Raw genomic sequence first — 25,443 nt, 5'->3', positions numbered from 1 at the left:
TTTCTGTACAGTTAAAACTTACGCTTCAACAGATACATAGCGACGGCCAAACTGACCTTTCACTTCAAATTTGATAATGCCGTCAGCAGTAGCAAATAAAGTATGGTCACGGCCCATACCTACGTTTGTACCCGCGTGGAATTCAGTACCACGTTGACGAACAATAATGTTACCAGCAGTCACAGCTTGACCACCGTACATTTTAACACCTAACATTTTAGGGTTTGAATCACGACCATTTCGTGTCGAACCACCGGCTTTTTTAGTTGCCATGTCTACTTACTCCTAGTGATTAGCCTGCAATCGCAGTAATTTTCAACTCAGTGAACCATTGACGGTGACCTTGTTGTTTACGGTAATGTTTACGACGACGCATTTTAACAATACGGATTTTGTCGTGACGACCATGACCAACCACTTCTGCAGTTACTTTTGCGCCAGCAACAACTGGAGCACCGATTTGAATGCTTTCGCCATTCACAACCATTAATACATCGTCAAATGTAATCGTTGCGCCAGTTTCAGCTTTCAACAATTCAACTTTAAGGGTTTCACCCTCAACAACACGGTGCTGTTTACCACCGCTTTGGATTACTGCGTACATAATGTACTCCAACTTGCCCGTATCGTCGTGCCGAAAAAGGAATATTTCGATCTTATAACGAACGCTACTGGGGGTTATACAAGGGCAAAGATTTTAAGGGATAATAAAGCAAACAACAAGCCATTTCCGTTAAATATTCAAGTTGTATGTAAAATATTCAAATAAAAACTTAACTATTAAGGTTGAGGGATTGAATTTATATGGTTTATTTTCAAGTTTACAAAAATTGAAATAGATTTTAAAACGAATTCCGTTACTATGGAGCGCAAAAGAACGACTACACAAAGACTTAATCAACATCATATTTTGGACAAATTAAGAACATTTCATTAAGATTCAGTACAATGTCTGTTTTCTTAAGTAACATTGATCGTTATTAATTGTTTACACTAGTCACTTAAAAATGCATTTGTATGAGGTTTCCTTCACATGACCATCGACTTTAAGCAAGATATTCTCGCGCCTGTTGCTACTGACTTTGCAGCGATGGATACATTTATCAATGAAGGGATTACGTCAAAAGTTGCTTTGGTGATGGCGGTCAGTAAACATGTGGTTGAAGCAGGCGGTAAACGTATGCGTCCAATTATGTGTCTACTTACTGCAAAAGCATGTGGCGTATTAGATGCTGAGATGGATCAATATCGTAAACTTGCTGCGATTATCGAAATGCTCCATACCGCAACTTTGGTACATGATGATGTTGTCGATGAATCTGGTCTAAGACGTGGTCGCCCAACGGCAAATGCAACATGGAATAATCAAACTGCCGTTTTAGTTGGGGACTTTCTCATTTCTCGTGCGTTTGACTTATTGGTAGATTTAGACAATATGACTTTGTTGAAAGACTTTTCGACAGGTACATGTGAAATTGCTGAAGGTGAAGTATTACAACTGCAAGCACAACACCAACCAGAAACAACCGAACAAACCTATCTTGATATTATTCATGGTAAAACTTCGCGCTTATTTGAACTAGCGACCGAAGGTGCAGCAATTTTAGCAGGCAAACCTGAGTACCGTGAACCATTACGTTTATTTGCTGGTCACTTTGGCAATGCTTTCCAAATTATTGACGATATTTTAGATTACACTTCTGACGCTGAAACATTAGGTAAAAATATTGGTGATGATTTAATGGAAGGTAAGCCCACTTTACCTTTAATCTCTGCTTTACAAAATACCACAGGTGAGCAGCATGAGATTGTGCGTAAGAGTATTGCCACGGGTGGAACAGAACATTTAACCGAAGTGATTCAAATTGTACAAAATTCTGGTGCGCTTGATTATTGTCGTCAACGCGCGACTGAAGAAACGCAAACCGCGATACGTGCTTTAGAACAGTTACCTGAGAGTGTTTATCGTCAAGCTTTATTTAATTTGGCACAATTGGCGTTGCATAGAATTCAATAAACTCAACTTACAATTTGCTTATGCATATAAAATTTAATGATATTTTCCTAAAAATGCAGGAACAGCTTGAATCCCCTCAAGCTATTCCTAGCGAATTTCTTCTGATTGAATTGATTAATCGTATTCGTCCTTCTGACAGTCACGATATCGAACAAACCCAACAAAATGTTCAAACATTGATTCAAGCCTTGCTGATTACCCCCACTGCGGCTTTGAATGTTCAAGGTTATTTACTCAAAATAATTAATCAACATAAACAAGCCAGCTTATATGCAGACAGCGGTATTTTATCGCTTGATGGTTTTTGGAATCAGCTTGCACAGCGTGTGGGTGCTTATTTTCTTCCTCTACTTCGTGATGAAACAGACTTGCGAGATTTGGTGGGCAATGTTTTTCATCAGCGGACTGATCGTTATTGGCTCGAACATATTAAAGATGAGCAATGGAATCAGCTTTTTCTGATTTTAACTCAAGGACATTTTCCACAAGCAGAACTGAATGTAAAACGGGAAATGATCACAGCTATCACAGTACTGTCCTATCGGATTAGTGGTATTGGGTTATATCCTGAGTTTATTAATGCTTATCCTGAACTGAGTGAATATGAATCACCCTTTTTGGTACAAAATCGTGAAATCGTAGACTTTATTAATGCCTACAAAAAGCAATATCGTAATGCTGATGATATTGCTGTTACCCCACCACCTGATGCCGATCAAGCTTTGGTTATGATCGAACAATGTCGTGATGTGGTGTTAAAAATTCGCCGTGCCACTAAACGCATTGGGGTAAGTTTAAGCTTGACGTATTTATTGTCTTTACTTGAACAATGTCTAGATCGTGTGGAAATTTTACTCAACCTGATCGTTGAAGAAAACAAAGTACGTGCACTTTCGTGTGGCGAGTTGCTCATTGACCTCGTACATGCCAATTATAATGAAACCAGTGTACGTCATTTACTCAGAACCAACAGTGAACTGATCGCCCTACAAGTGACCGAAAATGCCAGCAAAACGGGCGAGCACTATGTAAGTACGGACAAAAAAGGCTTTTTAGCCATGTATAAAGCGGCTGCGGGTGCAGGCGTGATCATTGCGACAATGGCAACACTGAAGATTCTCAGCGCACGTTTGATCTTAGCGCCATTTTTACATGCCTTTATCTACAGTATGAATTATGCCTTAGGCTTTATGTTCATTCATGTCTTGCATTTCACAGTTGCGACCAAACAACCCGCTATGACTGCAGCAGCACTCGCATCTACCGTTCAGCATCGAAAAGGGTCAAAAACGGCGCAAATTGCCGAGCTTGCAGGATTGATTATTAATATTATCCGCACTCAGTTTATTGCCATTTTGGGGAATATCTCCATTGCTATTCCGACAGCCGCGCTAATCACATGGCTTTGGCAAGTCTCGATGCATGAACCTTTGCTCACACATGCTAAAGCCACAACGCTGTTACATAGCTTAAATCCTTTTACCTCCTTGGCAATACCTCATGCAGCCATTGCAGGAGTATGTTTATTTTTATCTGGGTTAATCGCTGGATATTTTGACAATATGGCAATTTATCGTAAGGTTGGTCCACGTTTAAAAGCACATCCAAAATTAAAAAATTGGTTAGGTCAAGCCAAACTCGATCAATTTGCAGACTATATTGAACGTAATCTCGGTGCTTTAGGTGGTAATTTTTTGTTTGGAATCATGCTCGGCAGCATGGGAACGATTGGTTTTATTTTAGGTTTACCGCTCGATATTCGTCATATTGCCTTTGCATCAGCCAATTTTATGCAAGGTTTAATGTGTATCAACGGCTCACCAGACATTGGGCTGATTATTATTTCTTTCTTGGGTGTATTACTGATCGGAATCACCAACTTATTCGTGAGTTTTAGCTTAACCATCATTGTGGCACTACGTGCACGACAAGTCCGTTTCGAACAGTGGAAACCTTTGGCAAAATTAGTCTTTACTCACTTTTTCACTCGCCCACTCGATTTCTTTTGGCCACCGAAACAACCTCTACAAGTAGAGGAGCACTCTTCTACAGGACATCAAAGTAATCATTAGTTAAATTGTTATCATTTTGTGCAAATGATTAAAACTTTAAAAAAAAGAAATTACTATAAATTACTCATTTATAGTGACTTGAAAAAAAGTGTACTGACTAGTACACTTTAGCACACTATTTAATCTCAACATGTGTGATTAATCTTAGCAAGGTCATCCAATATGCCTTATATCCTTCTATTCGTCCTTGGCTGTATTGGATATAGTATAAGTTATATTGGATTAAATATTTCTTATATACAACAACTTGACCAAAGCATACTACATTGGATAAGTTTGCATCGTACGGATTTTTTTGATCATGTTTCGATCACCTTATCTTATATAGGTGGTTTGCCTGTCATGTTATTACTATGCGGAATATGTTGCCTGCAGCAAGCATATTTAAAAAAATATGCAAATGTTATATTGATTAGTGTAAGCCTATTAGGGGCTTCGGGTATTGGTTGGATATTAAAAGCTTGTATCCATCGCCCTCGACCTGAAGCGGTTTACCAAATGGTGCAAACCTATGGTGCATCTTTTCCTAGTGCACACAGCATCTATGCTGCTGTAATTGCTTGTTTAATTATTTTTATATTTTTTCGACACACACAAGCTAAATTATTGATGAGTTTCGCTTATTTATGGTGTCTGAGTATGGGAATTTCAAGAGTGTATGTGGGTGCTCATTTTTTAACTGATGTGCTTGCAGGTTGGAGTATCGGTTTATTATGGGTTTCTCTCATTTGGTACTTGTTTTCGAAATACATGTTGAATACGAACAAATTATTTTTAGATAAAAATCTAAACGAGGTGGAATGATGATGTCGGCAAAGCTTTGGGCTCCTGCCCTTACTGCTTGTGCTTTAGCAACAAGTCTTGCACTTGTGGGTTGTAGCAAAGATCCCAAAGATGCACAGCAAGGTGGCGCTGCTGCCCAAAAAATGCCGCCGACAGAAGTTGGTGTCATTGTTGCTCAACCACAAAGTGTAGAACAAACTGTTGAGTTATCAGGTCGTACATCTGCATACCAAGTATCAGAAGTTCGTCCGCAAACCAGTGGTGTAATTTTAAAACGCTTGTTTACTGAAGGTAGTTTTGTCCGTGAAGGTCAACCTTTGTATGAAATTGACTCGAGTAGCAACCGTGCAAATTTAGACAGTGCAAAAGCAGCTTTAGTACGTCAACAAGCCAACTTAAATGCGCTACAAGTAAAAGCCAATCGTTATCGTCAACTTGTTGGTATTAATGCCGTTTCTAAACAAGAATATGACGATTTATTAGCACAGATTAAACTCGCTGAAGCAGATATTGCTGCATCAAATGCTGCAGTAAAAAATGCACAAATTGACTTGGGTTATTCAACTGTTCGTTCACCAATCTCTGGTCAATCTGGACGCTCAAGTGTAACCGCAGGGGCTTTAGTGACTGCAAGCCAAGCCAATGCTTTGGTAACAATTCAACAACTTGACCCAATTTATGTCGACATTAATCAATCAAGTGCTGAATTATTACGTCTACGTCAACAATTGGCTCAAGGCAGTATTGATCGTAGCAATAACACCAAAGTACGTTTGAAGCTTGAAGATGGCAGCACTTATCCAATTGAAGGTAATCTTGCATTTTCTGACGCAAGTGTAAACCCTGATACAGGTTCGGTAACTTTACGTGCAGTATTCTCAAATCCAAATCATTTATTACTTCCAGGCATGTTTGCCAACGCGCAAATCGTACAAGGGGTGATTCCAAATGCGTATTTGATTCCGCAAGCAGCTATCACGCGCACACCAACAGGTCAAGCAATGGCGATGTTAGTGAATGCAAAAGGTGTTGTTGAAGCACGTCCGATCACGACTGCAGGTGTACAAGGTCAAAACTGGATCGTGACACAAGGTTTAAACACTGGTGATAAAGTCATTGTAGATGGAATAGCCAAAGTAAAAGCTGAACAACAAGTTGTTGCTAAACCTTATCAACCACAAGCTGCTGCACCTCAAGGTGCAACACCTGCGACTCAACAAAAAACAGGTGGAGCACAACCTGCTCAGCAAGATAAAGCAACTGAACACAAAGCTACTTCAAATGCATAAGGGGTAGACTGAATGGCTCAATTTTTTATTCATCGCCCAATCTTTGCATGGGTGATTGCATTAGTCATTATGCTGGCGGGGATTCTCACGCTAACCAAAATGCCTATTGCACAATATCCGACAATTGCACCTCCGACAGTTACAATTTCTGCAACTTATCCGGGTGCATCTGCTGCGACTGTTGAAAACACGGTTACACAGATTATTGAACAACAAATGAATGGTCTCGATGGCTTACGCTATATCTCCTCAAACAGTGCGGGGAATGGTCAAGCATCGATCCAATTAAACTTTGAACAAGGGATTGATCCTGATATTGCCCAAGTTCAAGTTCAAAATAAATTGCAATCAGCTACAGCTCTTTTACCTGAAGATGTTCAACGTCAAGGGGTAAAGGTTACAAAGTCTGGTGCAAGCTTCTTACAAGTATTGGCATTTTACTCGCCAGATAGCTCGCTCTCTGCAAATGACATTAAGGATTATGTTAATTCAAATATTTCTGAACCTTTAAGTCGTGTAGCTGGTGTAGGTGAAGTTCAAGTCTTTGGTGGTTCTTATGCCATGCGTATTTGGTTAGACCCTGCTAAATTGACTAGCTTCGGTATTACCCCATCTGATGTTGCAGCAGCAATTCGTACCCAAAACTCACAAGTGGCTGTAGGTCAGTTGGGTGGCGCACCATCGATTGAGGGTCAAGTGCTCAATGCAACTGTCAATGCACAGAGTATGTTGACTACCCCAGAACAATTTAAAAACATCTTCCTACGTAATACGAGTGATGGTGCTCAGGTACGTTTAGGTGATGTAGCACGGATTGAATTGGGTGCTGATAATTATCAGTTTGACTCGAAATTCAATGGTAAACCTGCAGGTGGCGTAGCAATTAAACTCGCAACTGGTGCTAATGCTCTAGATACAGCAAAAGCTGTTGAAGCGCGTATGGTTGAATTGCGTAAAAACTTTCCTGTTGGCATGAAGGATAAGTTGGCTTTTGATACAACACCATTTATTAAATTATCAATCGAAAGTGTTGTACATACTTTGATTGAAGCAGTTATCCTTGTATTCTTCGTCATGTTCTTATTCTTACAGAACTGGCGTGCAACGATCATTCCAACAATGGCTGTACCTGTGGTTGTACTCGGTACATTCGCAGTGATTAACGTCTTTGGCTTCTCAATCAATACCTTGACCATGTTTGCAATGGTACTTGCCATTGGTCTATTGGTCGATGATGCCATCGTTGTGGTTGAAAACGTCGAACGTGTTATGGTAGAGGATCATCTTGATCCTGTTGCAGCAACTGAAATTTCAATGAAACAGATTTCAGGAGCATTAATCGGGATCACCTCAGTATTAACTGCTGTATTCGTTCCAATGGCGTTCTTTGGAGGGACAACAGGGGTAATTTACCGTCAGTTCTCCATTACCCTTGTAACTGCAATGATTTTATCATTGATCGTTGCCTTAACCTTCACACCTGCATTGTGTGCGACGATTCTAAAACAGCATGATCCACATAAAAAGCCAAGCAATAATATTTTTGCTCGCTTCTTTAGATGGTTTAACGATGCCTTTGATCGTACTGCTGAAAAGTATAAAGGCGGTGTCAACTTCATGACACATCATAAATTGTTCTCAGGAATTGTTTATGCTGCTGTGATTGGGGTTTTAGTTGTATTATTTAAAATGTTACCTTCGTCTTTCTTACCTGAAGAAGACCAAGGTGTCGTCATGACTTTAGTGCAATTACCACCAAATGCAACACTTGATCGTACTGACAAAGTCATCGACACAATGACACACTATTTCATGGAAAATGAAAAAAAATCTGTGGAATCGGTTTTTAGCGTTTCAGGTTTCTCATTTACAGGTGTCGGTCAAAATGCAGGTTTAGCATTTATTCAGCTGAAAGATTGGGCTGATCGTACAACACCTGAACAAAAAATCGGTGAAATCATCAAACGTGGTATGGCGCTAAATATGATTGCTAAAGATGCATCTTATGTGATGCCTCTACAATTACCAGCTATGCCTGAATTAGGTGTGACTGCAGGTTTTAATTTGCAGTTAAAAGCTTCTGCTGGCCAAACTCACGAACAACTACTTGCTGCACGTAATGCAATTTTAGGTATGGCAGCACAAGACAAACGCTTAATAGGCGTGCGTCCAAACGGCCAGGAAGATACTCCTCAGTACCAAATTAATATTGACCAAGCACAAGCTGGAGCAATGGGTGTAAGTATTGCAGATATTAACTCAACGATGAGTATGGCTTGGGGTGGTTCTTATATTAATGACTTCATTGACCGTGGTCGTGTGAAAAAAGTCTATGTTCAAGGTGAAGCCAATGCGCGTATGATGCCTGAGGACTTGAACAAATGGTATGTGCGCAATAATAAAGGTGAAATGATTCCATTCTCAAGTTTTGCAACTGGGGTTTGGACATATGGTTCACCACGCTTAGAACGCTACAATGGCATTTCATCAATGAATATCCAAGGTACACCTGCACCAGGTACAAGTTCTGGCGATGCGATGCAAGCCATGGAAGAGATTATTGCCAAATTACCATCAATGGGTCTACAAGGTTTTGACTATGAATGGACAGGGTTATCTTTAGAAGAACGTGAGTCTGGCGCACAAGCACCATTCTTATATGCCCTTTCATTACTCATCGTATTCTTATGTCTTGCAGCACTTTATGAAAGTTGGTCAATTCCATTCTCAGTATTACTGGTTGTACCACTCGGTGTTGTTGGTGCAATGGGCTTAACTTGGTTAGGTATGGTGCTCTCAGGTGATCCAAACCTTTCAAATAACATTTACTTCCAAGTGGCAATTATTGCAGTCATCGGTTTATCTGCAAAAAATGCGATCTTGATTGTAGAATTTGCCAAGGAATTGCAAGAAAAAGGCGAAGACCTATTTGATGCAACATTACATGCAGCAAAAATGCGTTTACGCCCAATTATCATGACGACATTGGCATTTGGTTTTGGTGTACTTCCACTTGCTTTAGCAAGCGGTGCTGGTGCAGGTAGCCAACATTCAGTCGGTTATGGTGTATTGGGAGGTGTAATTAGCTCAACCTTACTAGGGATCTTCTTTATTCCTGTATTCTTCGTCTGGATCCGTAGTATCTTTAAATACAAACCTAAGAATCAAAACCTTCAGGAGCAAAAATCGTGATGCAAAATCTATGGTCTATTTCAGGTCGTGGCATTGCGGTATCTGCACTTGCGCTTGCTTTGACTGCATGTCAAAGCATGCGTGGCCCAGAGCCCGTTGTACAAGCCAATATTCCGACCAATTATCTTGAAAGTGCATCAGGTACTTCTATTGCTGAACAAGGTTATAAAGACTTTTTTGCAGACCCACGTTTGCTGCAAGTGATTGATCTTGCTTTAACCAACAACCGCGATTTACGTACAGCGACATTGAACATTCAACGTGCACAACAACAATATCAAATCACTGAAAACAATCAGCTTCCAACGATTGGTGCCAGTGGTGGTATATTACGTCAGGACACATTGAACACTCAAAAACCAGTCACTTCATATAATGTTGGTCTGGGTGTTACTGCATATGAATTAGATTTCTGGGGACGTGTTCGTAGTTTAAAAGACAATGCTTTAGACAGTTATTTAGCGACAGCAAGTGCACGTGATGCAACGCAAATCTCTTTAATTGGTCAAGTCGCACAAGCTTGGCTGAATTATTCATTTGCCAATGCACAACTTAAACTTGCTGAACAAACCTTAAAAGCACAGCTTGATTCATATAATCTCAACAAAAAACGTTTTGATGTTGGGATTGACAGTGAAGTGCCTGTACGTCAAGCACAAGTGTCGGTAGAAACTGCACGGAATGATGTTGCCAACTATAAAACACAGATTGCACAAGCACAAAACTTGCTCAATCTTTTGGTTGGTCAACAAGTACCGAGCAACTTATTGCCATCACAACGTGTAACGAAAATCACCAATAACACGGCTTTAGCTTCAGGCTTACCAAGTGACTTGCTACATAACCGCCCTGATGTTCGTGCGGCTGAATACAAACTCTCTGCGATGGGTGCAAATATTGGTGCAGCAAAAGCACGCTTATTCCCAACCATTAGTTTGACGGGTTCAGCAGGTTATGCTTCAACTGATTTAAGTGACTTATTTAAATCAGGCGCATTTGTTTGGTCTTTAGGTCCAAGCTTAGATATTCCACTTTGGGATTGGGGTACACGTAAAGCTAATATTAAAATTTCGGAAACAGATCAAGAAATTGCTTTATCTGATTACGAAAAATCAATTCAATCTGCTTTCCGTGAAGTCAATGATGCATTAGCGACTCGCCAAAATATTGGTGATCGTATTTCTGCACAGCGCCGTTTAGTCGATGCAACCAATACCACATATAAGCTTTCTAATGCGCGTTTCCGTGCAGGTATTGATAGCTTCTTAACCGTATTAGATGCACAGCGTAGTTCTTATGCAGCTGAACAAGGTTTATTATTGTTAGAACAAGCAAACTTAAATAACCAAGTCGAGTTGTATAAATCTCTCGGTGGTGGTGTCAAAGCCAATACATCTGACCAAATTGTTGTACAGCCTTCTACTGCTGAACTCAAGCAACAACAAGCAACCAAGTAATTTGATTAACTTGTACATTTGATTCAATCAAGAAAGCTCACTCCAGTGGGCTTTTTTATAAAACTCAATCACTTTTCAACAAGCAAATCTAAAATTTGAAAACTCAGCCTAGACTACATCACCCAAAGCAAAACGAGCGGTAAAGTAAATGCTGAACATAAGGTTTGCAAGCTGATTACCCCAGCCATCAATTGATGATCCCCACCCAAAACCTTAGTTAAAATATAAGATGCCGAGGCGGTCGGTAATGCAAAAAACAGGACTAAAACTTGGGTTTCAAGTTGGCTTAAATGTAAAAATCTACACACCATATAAGCGAGTGCTGGCATGATCAGCAATCGAGCAAAAGTATTTAAGAATAAAACCCAAAGCTCTTTTTTTAGCTCGGTAAATTGTAAAGCTGCACCGACACAGAGCAAACCCAAAGGTAAACTGCATATTGCCAACTGTTTAATTAAATCTGTAAAGCCTGCCCATAAACTCAGACCTGAAAAATTAAAGGCAATCCCCACCACACACGCCATAATTAAGGGATTTTTCAACACAGAAAGTAAAATAGATTGAGCATCCATATTGTCCTGTCGAGTGAGCGCCAATACAGATAAGACATTTACAATCGGAATGCACATTGCCAAAGTAATGGCTAAAATGGTCATGCCCTGTTGACTAAATAATGCAGCAACAATAGCTAAACCCATATACGTATTAAAGCGTACCATGCTCTGCATATAGACACCAAAACGTGCAGCATCGGTTTTTTGCGTCGCACGAATGACATATAATACGATACAGGTAATCAGCAAAATAGAAATCAAAACCGTAAAAATGGTTTTGATCATGCCTAAATGAATCGTTGCTGTCGATAAATTAGCAAATAGCATTGCAGGAAATAGCAGATAATAATTGAGTTTTTCTGCACCACTCCAAAAACCATCCGTTAAAAATTTTGTTCTTTTTAGAATATTCCCCCCAAAAATTAAAGCCAATAAAGGAAATAATGAGAGGAAGATCTGAGTCATGCCGTATCCTAAAAATGCAATATTAAAATGCAAGAATTAGAACTTTACAGCATTGAACAAAAAAAATTTATTTATGTTTTTATTTTTATATAGCCTTTTATTTTACACATGCCTTACACAAAAAATAATACCATATTTTTCAAAAACTTAAAATAATACATATTTTTTTAAACGCACCGAAATAATGCAAAAAATCCAACTTAGTGCAGGGTTTTGCTTTATATCGAGTCTTGCAGCTTCTTCTCCATTTTTGATCAATTTTTCCCGTCTTTCCCCTCTTCACGCCCACAAATAGCTCGTTATACTTGAACCAAACTGTAACATTCAGCACCAAATCAGAGCCCTTATGCAAAATATTGATCTACTTTTCCTTCTACTCGGTGCGATCCTTGTACTTGCAATGCATGCAGGATTTGCATTTTTAGAACTCGGTACTGTACGCCACAAAAACCAAGTCAATGCACTGAGTAAAATTTTGACTGACTTTTCTATTTCAGCGATTGCTTATTTTTTTGTGGGCTATTACATCGCTTATGGTCAACACTTTTTCCATTCAGGCATACAACTTTCCGCTGAGCATGGTTACAACTTGATGCGCTGTTTCTTTTTACTGACTTTTGCAGCAGCTATTCCTGCCATTATTTCAGGGGGAATTGCTGAACGTGCCAAAATGCGTACTCAAGCGATTGCGACTTTGTTTTTAGTTGCCTTGGTTTATCCTTTTTTTGAAGGCATTGCATGGAATGGTAATTTTGGATTACAAGATTGGTTAAAAAATGCATTTGGTGCATCTTTTCATGACTTTGCAGGTTCAGTTGTTGTACATGCAATGGGCGGATGGATGGCACTTGCAGCCGTAATTTTACTAGGCGCTCGACATGGTCGTTATAAAAAAGATGGACGCATCAGTGCACATCCACCTTCATCTATTCCATTTTTAGCACTTGGTTCATGGATTTTGATTGTGGGTTGGTTTGGTTTCAATGTCATGAGCGCACAACGTTTAGATGCTATTTCAGGATTAGTCGCAATCAACTCACTGATGGCGATGGTCGGGGGAACAATTGCAGCCAATTTCTTCGGCAAAGAAGACCCTGGTTTTTTACATAATGGTCCATTGGCGGGTTTAGTTGCGATCTGTGCAGGCTCTGACATTGTTCATCCTATGGGTGCTTTATTCATCGGGATATTTGCAGGCTTCTTCTTCGTTAAGTTATTTACTTATACACAAAACCGCTTAAAAGTGGACGACGTACTCGGCGTATGGCCTTTACATGGGGTATGTGGTGCCTTTGGTGGTATTGCTGTGGGTCTATTCGGTCAAACTTGGTTGGGCGGTTTAGGCGGTGTTTCGATGTTATCGCAGATCTTCGGTACAATCTTTGCCATTATTATTGCGTTGCTTGGTGCTTTTGCAGTTTATGGTATTTTAAAAGTGACGATGGGTATTCGTTTAAGCCAAGAAGAAGAATTTCGTGGTGCTGATTTATCTATTCATAAAATTTCAGCAAATTCAGAGGATGCTATTTTTTAAATACAAATTATGCTGCTCTTGTGTTTTGGCTCTAAATCACCACTACCTCCTGCTCTCAGGAGGTTTTTTATCTCAATCTTTAAGAAATAAATAATCTAAAACTTGCTTTAATTCATCAATCCGTTGTGGAATATGTGCAACATTTTCATGAAAGCCGTTCAGCAATAATGCATTGAGACCTGCACCTGTTGCACCTGCATAATCATTCACTGGATGATCACCAATATATAAAGCCTGTTGTGGCTGTATATGTAAACGCTGACAAGTGTCTAAAAATATTTCAGGTTTAGGCTTACTGATGCCCACCAATTCCGAACTGATAATCTGATCAAAATAATGAGCAAAGCCCAAACCCTGTAGAATTTTTAAACGGGTTGCATGTCCACCATTGGAAATCACCGCTAATTTATAATTTTCTTGCTTTAAATATTGTAATAAATCTGCTGCACCCTGCATTGCAACCGCAGCCATGCCAAATTGCTCAAACCAATATTGAGTAAGTTCATCGAGCTTGGGTAATGTATTCCAAGTCAAAGTATCTATTAAAGCCTGCCCCACTGAAGCAGCAATACTCGGATGTGTTAAACGTTCTTTTTTAGGATAACCACAATTGTCAATATAACGGATGATATGCACGGTTTTTTCTAGTTCAGATGTGGCTAAATGATGTGAAAAGTCATTTAAAAAGCGTTGTGCATACACCACCACGCTCTGATCTCGGTGGGTCAACGTATTGTCTAAATCAAAAAGTACTGCTTGAATTTTCATGGTATTTTTTCAGTTGCACAACAATAAGACCAAATTTCGATATGATGAAATTGTATAGATTAATACTCATTTAAGTTTTAATTGCTTAAATCATAAACTATATTTTCATTTCACATTTGCATTTTATCCGATATGGTTTTCTCAAATTTTCAAAAATTTATGCTGTCTTGTATGACAGTCAGTTTGATATCCGGTGTGATTCTGCTCTGTTATTTTCCTGTTGGTGGCGCAATTGACCAAAATTTGATTCGACCTTGGATGGATCAATTTGGACATTTTACCTATCGTGATAACTATTATTTGGTACATTGGAATCATAAACACCTGAAAAATATTTTGATTTTAGTTTATCTGAGTTTTTTATTTTTATGGTTAGCTTCATTTAAGGTTGAAAAATTAAAACCATCTCGTTGGCAATATGGCTATATGTTTTGGGTCAGTATATTGTGTACAGGTGTCGTCGGATTATTAAAATCTCAATCGCAGCATGCTTGTCCATGGAATATGACACAAGCAACCCCTACAGGATTTATTTGGGACTTCACTGCAACACATGGACACTGTTTTCCAGGTGGGCATGCCAGTACAGGCTTTGCACTGATGACTGGATTTTTTGTCTATCGTTTAAGTTCAAAAAAATGTGCCTATCTCTTCTTATTTTTCGGTCTAACTTTAGGCTTTATTATGGGTTGGGGGCAAATGATGCGAGGCGCACATTTTCTCAGTCACAATCTATGGACAGCTTGGATTATATTTAGTTTAAATGCTGTTCTGTATGCCATTTTCTATAAAAAATTTCAAAAACATGCACAATAATTGATGAGGTGAAACCGTATTTTCACCTCATTTTAAAGATTTACTGATCACTCAATTGCATCGGTAATTTAACCAGAACCTCTAAACCACCGAGTTCTTCACTGCGCGATAAAGTCAGTAGTCCACCCAAATGTTGTACTGCTTTTTCTACAATCGATAATCCTAGACCACTGCCCACTTCTAAGTGATGATGGATTCGATAAAAGCGTTTCAGCACTTTTTCATATAACTCAGGTTCGATTCCCGGACCACTGTCCTCAATTTTAACAAATGCTGAGCCATGCCCATCTTCAAATACAGAAATATTGATCACACCTGTATCAGGGGTATATTTAATGGCATTATCAATTAAATTAAAAATAATCGAATGCACACTTTGTTCAACACTAAACATCTGTACAGGATCATTGCGTAAAAATCCAAGATCTATGTCTTTTTGCATCGCAAGATTAAGTAATTGTTCAACACAATTAAATGCAACATCATTTAACTGAAAAGTAGTCGCAGGTCGCTCGTATTTCAACGAAGCATCTTGTTTGGCAAGTGCCAAGAGTTGCGTGACCAAATGCTGCATCCGTGCCAAACCTTTACTTAAATTCAATAAATTAGGGTCATCAGGCAATTGGCTAATCAGAATCTTGGTTTGTAAGTTGAGTGCGGTAATCGGTGTCCGTAACTCATGTGCAGCATCAGCGACAAATTGGCGTTGTTCTTGTTGAGCAATAGAAATACGTTCAAATAAATGATTCATTTCATTAATAGTAGGCACAAGCTCTTCGGGATAATGACTACTTTGAATCGAAGATAAACTATTTGAATCACGCAACGACAGTTCAGATTTAAACGCTTCTAAAGGCTTTAAGCTTCTACGAATAATGAATACCAATGCAAACAAGGCAAAAGGCATAATCAACAAATAAGGCAAAAACATTGTACCTGCTAACTCAAACGCCAGCTCTTTACGCACTTTGAGTTGTTGACTAATTTGAATTTGATATTGTGGTGTAGGTAAAACATAAGCAATCCAAGTACCATTTTCAGTTTCTTGGGTATAGAAGCCTGCTTTACTTTTCGGTTCAATCAAATAATGTTCATCATGACTGAGGTCTTTACGCTCATTGTACGCCCAAACATCGATAAACAAATCTTCTTCATGATAACGTTTTTGATGATTAAATTGACTTTCTAATGGACGTGGATTTTTGGCAACACGTTCCGCCAAATACACCATTTGTTCATCTAAAATTTCAGTGATTTCATGTAATGACGTTTTATAAGCAGTAAAAATGAGCAGGCAACCCATGAGCGCGCTAAAGAGCGAGACATATGTAATTAAGCGCCTTCTAAGAGAATAATGCTGTTTTTCTGTCATACTTTTATTTCAAATTTTTCCAAAATATTAGGCTTGACCAAAACGATAGCCCAAACCACGAATGGTACGAATAATGTTTTTACCTAATTTTGAACGAATATGATGCACATAGACTTCAATGGTATTGCTATTAATTTCACTGTCTAAAGCATATAACTTATCTTCTAAATTGGTTTTAGAAAATATTTTATTTGGGTGGGTCATCAGTGGAATTAAGATTGCCCATTCACGTTTAGATAATTCGACCAATTCACCTTTAAAAGTTGCGAGATGCTGCTCTACATCGAGTACTAAATCTCCATTTTTTAGGATTTCAGCACCTGATTGCAGCGCTTGCGTTTGATTCGAACGACGTAATAACGCTTGGATACGTGCAATTAATTCTTCAAATTCATACGGTTTAATCAAATAATCATCTGCGCCTTGATTTAAACCATCTACACGATTTTGCAGTTGATCTCGTGCAGAAATGATCAATACAGGCGTTGCTACCCGTTGTCGAATTTGCTTCAGTACTTGCATGCCATCCATCATTGGCAGACCTAAGTCTAATAAAATCAAATCAAATTGTTGATGGGTCAATTGTTTTAACCCATCCAAGCCATTATTGACCCATTCCACTTCATATTGATGAAAACGCAACAAGGTGAGCGTTGATTCAGCAATCATAAAGTCATCTTCAATCATTAAGATTTTAGTCATGTTTGGCATCCTGTATTAACTACGTACAGCACATTGGCTGAGCATATTATGATTTTGATTAATCACTTGGGTTTTAACACCCAACAGACTTAACAAACTTGGAAATAAATTATCCTGACTCAAGGTTTTTGCCTTTTGTTGTGCCAAACAATTGACTTGTGCAGCATGTGCTTGTTTCCAACTGTCAGAGAACCACATCATCATCGGTACATGGGTTTGTTGGCTCGGTGCAATTGAATACGGTGCGCCATGTAAATACATACCATGCTCACCTGTAGACTCACCATGATCAGACAAATACCAAAAACCTGTTCTATATTGCGTTTGTGTTTTTAAAACTTCAATCACTTGATTCAGCACATGGTCAGTATACACAATACTATTGTCATAACTGTTTAATAATTCCTCACGTGTACAGCCTTGAATCGCGTTGGTATCACAGGTTGGATGAAATACCTGAAACGCTTGAGGTGCACGTTTATAATAAGCAGGGCCATGGCTACCCATCTGATGTAATACAATCAAATGCGGTGATACATCATTTTTCGGAATCGTTGAAATATATTGTTTTAAACTGTCCACCAAAATACCATCCAGACACTCTCCTTCTTTACACCATTTTTGTTTTAGATTTTCAGGAATTTTATACTGTTCTACACGATTACATGTGCCTTTACAGCCAGAGTTATTATCGATCCACGTCACTTTATAACCTGCACGTTGTGCAATATCGAGTAGTCCTTCACGATGGCTTGCTAAGTGCTCATCATATTCAAGACGTGGCATTCCTGAGAACATACAAGGTACTGACACTGCTGTGGCTGTACCACATGAACTCACCTGACTATAATTAATCAGACCTGCCTGTTTAGACAATTCAGGATTGGTATTTTTATGATAACCATCTAAAGCAAAGCTTTCAGCACGTGCGGTTTCACCGACCACCAATACCATCAATTTCGGATGTTTTTGTGTTGAGGTGTCTTCAACCAAATGTGCATCTTCACCATAACGAATTAAAGGTAAATTTTCCTTTGGCGCTCTTTTATGGAAATAAGAACTGGTTGCAGCAAACACATTTTGTGGGGAAATCATGCCTTTTAAATCTCGATGCTCACGAAAAATTGCAGCAAAATCGACATAATAGACAAATAACAATGAACCGATTACTGCCAAAGAAGCAATACTACTGGCTAACTTTTTCAGCAAGGTTTTCGAAATGGACTCATCACGAATATTGACCCAAAAAATCAATGCGATGGGTAAAACCACAAAAGCAATCGACCATAAAATAAAACGGAGTGAAACCAGATCACGTACTTCTGCAGGGTCTGTCTGCATCATATTTTGAATTTGATCAGGAGAAATCACCACACCCAATGAATTCACAAAATAGGCACTGAATCCACCAATAAATACCAGTAAAACGGTAATTGCTTTGAGTGTCCACTTCCAACCCAAGATTTGTAAAATCAGATTATATAATGCGATTAAAATTAAGGCTGTAGCAGCTAGAAAAGCATAGGATTTAATACCTTGATATGGCGTTAAATTATGAATTTGACGATAAAAAGCAAAATTTAAACATACCCCTAACCACACCGCCATAGCTAAAGTAAAAACAGTAAATGAAACCGTTATTTTTTGATTGAATCGTTTTTCTAAGAATCCCAACATCTCAGTCTGATCATGCATAAAAGATAATCAACTGTAAAAATTGAACCTTAAGAAAGACTTAATTTAAACTGAAATATTCTTAAGAAATAGAGATAAACCACTGAAATACATAAATTTGCACAATTTAGCATTTTACCAATAGTTTAATTTTCATCTATTTTTAGATGCACTTGCTTCATCCATAGAAAAATGGGCAATAAACACAGGAGAGCAACACAACTCATCAAGATAAAATAATCAAAATATCCCATCACATCGCCCAAGATTCCACTGAGACTATACAGCATGCCACTTACTGCCGCCATCACAGAGACCTGAAAGGTAAAGTCTGTTCCTGCATGCGTTTTACGGCTATATTGCATTATCAAAGTCAAAATCACCACCAAAAGCATGGCGGCAAACATATCATCGACAGCATTGATGAAATAAATAGTCAGATGCGAAACTGCAGTTTTTTGTTGGAATTGATATGCGAGCCATGCATAAGCAAGCAAACTCAATACTTTAAAAAAAGAGAATAAAATTAGTGCACGAACACGTGAAAAATACTGTAAATAAAGACTCGCTAAACCTGCACCACATAATGCAGCCCCTGCCCCTAACATGGTGATGTAAACACCAATTTGTGAATACGTTAAACCTAAATCCACCATGAGTGGCTTGCTAATTGGACCTGACAAACCATCCGCAATTTTGATCGTGCATAATACAATGAACCAATACAACATGACTTTAGTGTTTAAAAAATACTGTAAATATTCTGAGATTTGCTGCATGAAAGGTGCTTTGCTCTCAGCCTGTTCCCTTGGTTTAGATTGCTCTAAGTGTAAATGATGTTGTGGTTCTCGATAAAATAAAGCAGGCACAATATTTAAAAATACGATTGCAGCTAAAATTAAAAAAGTCGTTTGCCATGTCAAACTGTCCAATGCCCACAAAATCACCCCACCACCAACAATAAATCCTAAACGCGACCCCACCACTTGAAACATATTGCCCCAATGTTGTTGTTCACCTTTGAGAATATTGACTGCCAAAGCATCTGTGGCAATATCTTGGGTGGCACCAATGCCATTCATCAACAATAAAGTAATAAAAAATCCCAATAAATACACAGGTTCATTTAAAGCTTGAATGGGCAAATAAGATAAAACAATTAAAATAGCAACGGTCAGTAACTGACAAGGAATAATCCAACTCCGATAATGCCCAAACCCCAATGCACCATAACGGTCAACCCAAGGTGCCCACAGGACTTTCATCGCCCAAGGTGCCATCAGCAAACCAAAACCACCAATATGGGTCAGTGACACCCCTTGTGCCCTTAAAATCACAGGCAAAGCATGTGTCATAAAACCAACAGGTAATCCTTGTGCCCAATATAAAGAAAACAACAGGACATACAAATGGGGGGCTTTGGGCATAACAATATTGACCTTTCAACCAATTGGCGATCTTTTAGAGTAGATAATGTTGTTGGATAATTACAATTTATCCATGTACTATTATCTATGAAAAATGCATATTTACAGTGATTTTTAGTGTTATGTAAACAACAATGGCAATAAATTTTCCACAATTACCCGATCAAGTTCCACATCGTGGAACACCAAAAAGCCGTGCTTTTTTTAAAAATTTATATCTCGCACAAGGATGGCGCTTTGAAGGACAATTTCCCAATATCCCTAAAGCTGTTGCTATTGTTTCGCCACATACATCCAATTTTGATGGATTGTATGCATTCTTAGCCATGCTCGGCATTGGCTTAAAAGTCACGATCTTTGGCAAAGACAGTTTATTTAAACCGCCATTGGATAAGCTATTTAAATGGATGGGGGTAATTCCTGTACAACGTGACTCCCCTCATGGCTTGACCCAACAAATTGTCAATGCCATTCAATCTACGGATAAAATTTGGATTGCCCTCGCGCCTGAAGGGACACGCAAACAAGCTGAAAAAATCAAAAGTGGTTTTTATCATATTGCCATGGGTGCACATATTCCAATTGTCATGTTTGCTTTTGATTATGAGCAAAAAATGATTCGTTGCTTAGGTGTATTCACTCCTACAGGCGACTATGATGCAGACTTAGCGCAAATTTTCAGTCATTATCAGGGCAATTTTTCACCGAAAAATCCTGCCCGATTGGCTAAACCGTTACAAAAACTGTTTAAAAAGCGCTAGAAAATCATGACGTAATCTGTTGTGATGTTGCGCATATTTTGTTTAATTTATGAATAGATAACGCACATGCATATCAAACTCTTTGGACTCATCAGCTTACTTGGTCTGGCATTGGTAGGCTGTGATAAAACCACCAAAACACCACCCACAACCACAGCAATCAAAGCCCGTGAACCTGTGATTGCACTTGCTTTAGGCGGTGGTGGTGCCAAAGGCTTCGCCCATATTGGTGTAATCAAAGTACTTGAGTCACATGGTATTAAACCCAAAATTGTGACAGGAACAAGTGCAGGGAGTTTTGTCGGTAGTATTTATGCCAGTGGTAAAACACCTTATCAAATGCAGCAAATTGCCCTACAGCTCAAAGAGTCAGATCTGCGTGACTTAACCCTTAATCGTCAAGGGATTATTTTGGGTGAAAAGCTGCAAAATTATGTCAATAGTCATGTGGCCAATAAACCCATTGAAAAATTTCCAATTCGTTTTGCAGCCGTGGCAACCCGCTTAGACAATGGTAAAAAAGCAGAATTCATCAAAGGAAATGCAGGTCAAGCTGTCCGTGCTTCATGTAGTATTCCTAATGTCTTTGTACCCGCAACTATTGGCAAGACTAAATATGTCGATGGTGGCTTAGTCAGTCCAATTCCAGTACAAACTGCGAAAAATATGGGTGCTGATATTGTGATTGCAGTCGATATTTCTGCACGTCCTTCAGGCAGCCAACCCATGAATATGTGGGGCTTACTCGATCAGACCATTAACATTATGGGACAACAAAGTATTCAGTCAGAACTTGCTCAAGCCAATATCGTGATCCAACCCAAAGTGGGACATTTAGGGACTTTGGACTTAACAGCGAGTAATCAAGCGATTTTGGAAGGGGAAAAAGCTGCACAGTTGAAAATTACTGCAATTCAAAAGGCTATTAACAATTTTAAAAAATCCCCGGCTGCACTACAACCCGCACTTAAAGCAAGAATCTAATTTTTTCATCACTGTAACCAACTTTTCATCAGAGAAGTTGGTCATTTTTTAATATTCATTCTGACCGCGATCTGTTACATTGATTGAGATGATTCGTCATCTATCTCCATGATTACAATTAGAGTAGACGTATGAATTTTATAATAGAACCTTGGCATTGGTTAGTTTTAGGTGTGTTGTTAATCCTCTTTGAACTGATTCTGCCTTCTTTTGCTGCACTGTGGTTTGGGGTTGCAGCGATATTGGTTGCCATTCTTTTTTGGCTTTTCCCTAGTCTATCTTTAACTACCCAAATTATTTTTTGGATCATCCTTTCGATCAGTTGTACTCTTTATTGGTTTAAATTTATTAAACCCTTATCTATAGATAAAACTAAAGCAGGTCTTGCCCGTGAGTCCACGATCGGTCAAGTGGGTATGGTCATTCAAACAGATTTAACACATGATCATGTCAAAGTCCGCTTTCCCATGCCTATTTTAGGTGCTGATGAATGGAATTGTCGAACTCTCTCTCCTGTTGCAGTGGGTGATCGTGTCCGCGTTGTTGATATTTCAGGAAATGATCTGGTCATTCAACCCCATCAAAGCACTCAAAAACCATTATAATTTTTTAGAAAAGAGGAATAAACATGTCAATTGGTTCAATTATTGCAGTTGCTCTTTCTGCATTGGTCATCGTCACCATATTCAAAGGTGTTCGTATTGTCCCACAAGGTTATAAGTGGATCGTACAGCGTTTAGGGAAATATGACAGTACCCTCAGTCCAGGGCTAAATTTTATTATTCCTTATATAGATGACGTCGCTTATAAAATCACCACCAAAGATATTGTTTTGGATATTCCTTCTCAAGAAGTGATTACTCGTGATAATGCAGTATTACTGATGAATGCTGTAGCTTATATCAATATTACCACACCTGAAAAAGCGGTCTATGGGATTGAAAATTATACATGGGCAATTCAAAATCTAGTACAAACCTCTTTACGTTCTATCGTCGGTGAAATGGATTTAGATGATGCCTTGTCATCACGTGACCATATCAAAGCCAAACTTAAAGCTGCAATTTCCGATGATATTTCAGACTGGGGAATTACCCTTAAAACTGTGGAAATTCAAGATATTCAACCCTCGACCACCATGCAATCAGCGATGGAAGCTCAGGCTGCAGCTGAACGTCAACGCCGTGCAACTGTAACCAAAGCGGATGGTGAAAAACAGGCTGCAATTTTAGAAGCAGATGGACGTTTAGAAGCCTCTCGCCGTGATGCTGAAGCACAAGTGGTATTAGCAGAAGCATCACAAAAAGCCATTTCAATGGTGACTTCTGCGGTAGGAGACAAAGAAATCCCTGTGGCATATTTGTTAGGTGAACAGTACGTAAAAGCCATGCAAGATATGGCAAAATCGAATAATGCGAAAACGGTTGTATTGCCCGCAGATGTGTTAAATACCATTCGTGGTGTAATGGGAAGAAATAACTAATTTATTATTTTTCAGTAAAATAGGTAGTTTTAAGACTGCCTATTTTTTCTTATGCACAATAATTAGTCAGCAAATATTGTTAATTTGTGCTTAAATTTCACGTTATTTTTTGAAATAAACTATTTCAAATTGTTGTCTTACATACACTTGGACTGCGTATGAGCTCCCTAAATCCCACCCTAATAACCTTTATGTTCTATATTGTCGCCATGATTGTGATTGGCTTATTGGCATATCGTGCAACCAAAGATTTTTCCGACTATATCTTAGGTGGACGCCGTTTAGGTAGCTTTGTCACTGCATTATCCGCAGGCGCATCTGATATGAGTGGTTGGTTACTCATGGGTTTACCTGGTGCCATTTATCTGTTCGGTTTATCTAAAATGTGGATCGCCATCGGTCTGATTATTGGTGCATGGCTGAATTGGTTTTTGGTTGCGGGACGTTTACGTGTCCATACTGAAGTACAAAATAATGCACTCACCTTACCCGATTATTTTTCAAATCGTTTTGATGACCGTAAAAAAGTATTACGTGTGATTTCTGCGGTGGTGATTTTAATCTTCTTTGCGGTGTATTGCGCATCGGGTATGGTCGCAGGTGCACGTTTGTTCGAAGGCATGTTTGATATGTCTTATAACACAGCACTGTGGATTAGTGCTATTGCCACCATCAGTTATGTATTTATTGGTGGATTCTTGGCTGTGAGTTGGACGGATACGATTCAAGCGACACTCATGATTTTTGCATTATTACTTACGCCAATTGTCACGATTTTAAGTATTGGTGATTTGTCACAGGTCACTGTTGCTTTAGAAGCTGCTCGTCCACATGCTTTAGATTTATTTACCAATTTAAGTACCGTTGCAGTGATTTCATCGCTTGCATGGGGTTTAGGCTATTTTGGTCAACCGCATATTTTAGTGCGTTTTATGGCCATTGATTCGATCAAATCTATTCCAAATGCACGCCGTATTGGCATGACATGGATGACCTTATGTCTCGGAGGCGCAGTTGCAGCGGGTTTCTTTGGCATCGCATTTTTCTATCTACATCCTGAGCTTGCGGGCAATGTCAGTGCCAATCATGAACTGATTTTTATTGAACTCACTAAAATTTTATTTAATCCATGGGTAGCGGGTATTGTATTGGCAGCCATTTTAGCCGCAGTAATGAGTACATTAAGCTGTCAGTTATTGGTCTGTTCAAGTACCTTGACTGAAGACTTTTATAAAGCATTTATCCGTAAATCTGCTTCACAAAAAGAATTGGTTTGGGTTGGACGTTTAATGGTCTTGCTGATTGCTATCTTAGCCATTGTTTTAGCGCATGATCCAGACTCTGAAGTCCTTGGCTTAGTGGCAAATGCATGGGCAGGTTTTGGTGCAGCATTTGGACCATTAATCATCTTCTCATTGTTCTGGAAACGCATGACTTTATCTGGTGCAATCGCAGGTATGGTGGTCGGTGCGATCGTGGTTATTCTGTGGGTGACGGTGCCTGCGCTCATCGCAACAGAACTTTACGCCATTATCCCGGGCTTTATTGCCTCAATGATTGCAATCGTTGTCGTAAGTTTAATCAGCAAAAAACCAAATGCAGCTATGATTCAGCGTTTTGATGAAGCAGATCAACTCTATAGAACATCAAAATAAGTCTAAAACCTAAACAAATATCACATTAATGGGGCTAAATTAGCCCCATTATGCATTTTAGTCATATTCAAAATAAATCTAGTGTTATATTATAACAATCATAGTTTATAAAAATATTGATGACGCTGTCATCCCAATAAATTTTCGGAACAATGCTTTGAAAAAATTAAAACGTCTTTATCTACGTCCTCACGATACACCTTTTATCTGGCTTGCATCTTTTGTCTGTGCGGCTGAAAAAGAAAAATGGGCAAAAGAGGAAATTCGTACCATTGTGCAAACAGTACGCCCTTTAGATCGTGATGCAGCTTATGAATTTTTAATGCAATTCATCGAATAATACATGGCTCAGCGATCTGCCATGCTTAGGGGTTTACTCATTCAATTTTCAAAAAATCGCAAGTCAATCGATTGACTTGCGACCTTCATACATTACAA

General features: G+C 38.9%; 22 protein-coding genes. 14 read left to right on the top strand and 8 right to left on the bottom strand.

Annotation, left to right across the window (positions count from 1 at the left end):
• Positions 1-18: 18 nt before the first annotated feature.
• Together rpmA and rplU are read right to left on the bottom strand one after the other, a co-directional pair.
• Complete coding sequence (gene rpmA / locus G0028_RS05340; protein WP_130072953.1) at positions 19-273, bottom strand: 50S ribosomal protein L27; 255 nt, start codon at positions 271-273, stop codon at positions 19-21.
• Positions 274-292: 19 nt separating this feature from the next.
• On the bottom strand, positions 293-604 hold the full coding sequence (gene rplU, locus G0028_RS05335; protein WP_010113102.1) for a 50S ribosomal protein L21: 312 nt from the start codon (positions 602-604) through the stop codon (positions 293-295).
• Positions 605-1,033: 429 nt separating this feature from the next.
• Here rplU and sdsA point away from each other — a divergent pair, with 429 nt between their 5' ends.
• The 6 genes from sdsA (at position 1,034) to adeK (ending at position 10,810) form a co-directional block, all read left to right on the top strand.
• The gene (gene sdsA / locus G0028_RS05330; protein WP_180046232.1) at positions 1,034-2,017 is read left to right on the top strand and encodes an All-trans-nonaprenyl-diphosphate synthase; all 984 of its coding nucleotides are present in this window, start codon (positions 1,034-1,036) and stop codon (positions 2,015-2,017) included.
• Between the two features lie 20 nt (positions 2,018-2,037).
• The gene (locus G0028_RS05325; RefSeq protein WP_180046234.1) at positions 2,038-4,089 is read left to right on the top strand and encodes a site-specific recombinase; all 2,052 of its coding nucleotides are present in this window, start codon (positions 2,038-2,040) and stop codon (positions 4,087-4,089) included.
• Between the two features lie 162 nt (positions 4,090-4,251).
• Positions 4,252-4,893 carry a phosphatase PAP2 family protein gene (locus G0028_RS05320; protein WP_130072955.1) on the top strand — a complete coding sequence of 214 codons (642 nt, stop codon included), beginning with the start codon at positions 4,252-4,254 and terminating at the stop codon, positions 4,891-4,893.
• Positions 4,893-6,161 (top strand): efflux RND transporter periplasmic adaptor subunit, encoded by a 1,269-nt coding sequence (locus G0028_RS05315; protein ID WP_130072956.1) that lies wholly within the window; start codon positions 4,893-4,895, stop codon positions 6,159-6,161. Before G0028_RS05320 ends, G0028_RS05315 begins: the two co-directional genes overlap by 1 nt.
• 12 nt (positions 6,162-6,173) lie before the next feature.
• Positions 6,174-9,353: a multidrug efflux RND transporter permease subunit AdeJ gene (gene adeJ / locus G0028_RS05310; RefSeq protein WP_180046239.1), complete on the top strand. Its 3,180-nt coding sequence runs from the start codon at positions 6,174-6,176 to the stop codon at positions 9,351-9,353.
• Positions 9,353-10,810 (top strand): multidrug efflux RND transporter AdeIJK outer membrane channel subunit AdeK, encoded by a 1,458-nt coding sequence (gene adeK / locus G0028_RS05305; protein ID WP_130073049.1) that lies wholly within the window; start codon positions 9,353-9,355, stop codon positions 10,808-10,810. Before adeJ ends, adeK begins: the two co-directional genes overlap by 1 nt.
• Positions 10,811-10,923: 113 nt before the next feature.
• Here the strand turns inward: adeK and G0028_RS05300 are convergent, their stop codons facing one another.
• The gene (locus G0028_RS05300) at positions 10,924-11,829 is read right to left on the bottom strand and encodes an AEC family transporter (RefSeq protein ID WP_130072958.1); all 906 of its coding nucleotides are present in this window, start codon (positions 11,827-11,829) and stop codon (positions 10,924-10,926) included.
• A 346-nt stretch (positions 11,830-12,175) separates the two neighbouring features.
• Here G0028_RS05300 and G0028_RS05295 point away from each other — a divergent pair, with 346 nt between their 5' ends.
• Positions 12,176-13,363, top strand: a complete 1,188-nt coding sequence (locus G0028_RS05295; protein WP_130072959.1) for an ammonium transporter — start codon at positions 12,176-12,178, stop codon at positions 13,361-13,363.
• 72 nt (positions 13,364-13,435) lie between these two features.
• Here G0028_RS05295 and G0028_RS05290 read toward each other — a convergent pair whose 3' ends face one another.
• Entirely contained in the window at positions 13,436-14,131 is a 696-nt protein-coding gene (locus G0028_RS05290; RefSeq protein WP_180046241.1) for an HAD family hydrolase, read from the bottom strand.
• Positions 14,132-14,302: 171 nt separating this feature from the next.
• Between G0028_RS05290 and G0028_RS05285 the strand changes: the two genes are divergently transcribed.
• Positions 14,303-14,947, top strand: a complete 645-nt coding sequence (locus G0028_RS05285; protein WP_227554776.1) for a phosphatase PAP2 family protein — start codon at positions 14,303-14,305, stop codon at positions 14,945-14,947.
• A 40-nt stretch (positions 14,948-14,987) separates the two neighbouring features.
• Here G0028_RS05285 and G0028_RS05280 read toward each other — a convergent pair whose 3' ends face one another.
• The 4 genes from G0028_RS05280 to G0028_RS05265 form a co-directional block, all read right to left on the bottom strand.
• On the bottom strand, positions 14,988-16,319 hold the full coding sequence (locus tag G0028_RS05280) for an ATP-binding protein (RefSeq protein ID WP_180046243.1): 1,332 nt from the start codon (positions 16,317-16,319) through the stop codon (positions 14,988-14,990).
• A gap of 27 nt (positions 16,320-16,346) precedes the next feature.
• Positions 16,347-17,021 (bottom strand): response regulator transcription factor, encoded by a 675-nt coding sequence (locus G0028_RS05275; RefSeq protein WP_130072963.1) that lies wholly within the window; start codon positions 17,019-17,021, stop codon positions 16,347-16,349.
• A 15-nt stretch (positions 17,022-17,036) separates the two neighbouring features.
• A complete protein-coding gene (locus G0028_RS05270; RefSeq protein ID WP_174493612.1) occupies positions 17,037-18,698 on the bottom strand; it encodes a phosphoethanolamine transferase in 1,662 nt (553 codons plus the stop codon).
• 143 nt (positions 18,699-18,841) lie between these two features.
• Positions 18,842-20,122 (bottom strand): MFS transporter, encoded by a 1,281-nt coding sequence (locus G0028_RS05265; protein ID WP_180046245.1) that lies wholly within the window; start codon positions 20,120-20,122, stop codon positions 18,842-18,844.
• A 134-nt stretch (positions 20,123-20,256) separates the two neighbouring features.
• Here G0028_RS05265 and G0028_RS05260 point away from each other — a divergent pair, with 134 nt between their 5' ends.
• The 6 genes from G0028_RS05260 to G0028_RS05235 all read left to right on the top strand — a co-directional run bounded on the left by G0028_RS05260 (position 20,257) and on the right by G0028_RS05235 (position 25,345).
• The gene (locus G0028_RS05260) at positions 20,257-20,883 is read left to right on the top strand and encodes a lysophospholipid acyltransferase family protein (protein ID WP_130072965.1); all 627 of its coding nucleotides are present in this window, start codon (positions 20,257-20,259) and stop codon (positions 20,881-20,883) included.
• Positions 20,884-20,949: 66 nt separating this feature from the next.
• Positions 20,950-21,867 carry a patatin-like phospholipase family protein gene (locus G0028_RS05255; protein ID WP_180046247.1) on the top strand — a complete coding sequence of 306 codons (918 nt, stop codon included), beginning with the start codon at positions 20,950-20,952 and terminating at the stop codon, positions 21,865-21,867.
• 131 nt (positions 21,868-21,998) lie between these two features.
• Complete coding sequence (locus G0028_RS05250) at positions 21,999-22,472, top strand: NfeD family protein (protein ID WP_180046249.1); 474 nt, start codon at positions 21,999-22,001, stop codon at positions 22,470-22,472.
• Between the two features lie 23 nt (positions 22,473-22,495).
• Positions 22,496-23,350, top strand: coding sequence for an SPFH domain-containing protein (locus tag G0028_RS05245; protein ID WP_180046251.1), 855 nt, complete (start codon positions 22,496-22,498; stop codon positions 23,348-23,350).
• Positions 23,351-23,508: 158 nt separating this feature from the next.
• The gene (gene putP, locus G0028_RS05240; RefSeq protein WP_130072969.1) at positions 23,509-25,005 is read left to right on the top strand and encodes a sodium/proline symporter PutP; all 1,497 of its coding nucleotides are present in this window, start codon (positions 23,509-23,511) and stop codon (positions 25,003-25,005) included.
• Between the two features lie 157 nt (positions 25,006-25,162).
• Positions 25,163-25,345 (top strand): hypothetical protein, encoded by a 183-nt coding sequence (locus tag G0028_RS05235; RefSeq protein ID WP_130072970.1) that lies wholly within the window; start codon positions 25,163-25,165, stop codon positions 25,343-25,345.
• The last annotated feature ends 98 nt before the right edge of the window (positions 25,346-25,443 follow it).

The sequence above is a fragment of the Acinetobacter piscicola genome, from assembly GCF_015218165.1.
Taxonomy (GTDB): domain Bacteria; phylum Pseudomonadota; class Gammaproteobacteria; order Pseudomonadales; family Moraxellaceae; genus Acinetobacter; species Acinetobacter piscicola_A.
Note: the sequence above shows the minus strand (reverse complement) of the source record. Positions and strands in the feature narration are given on the sequence as shown.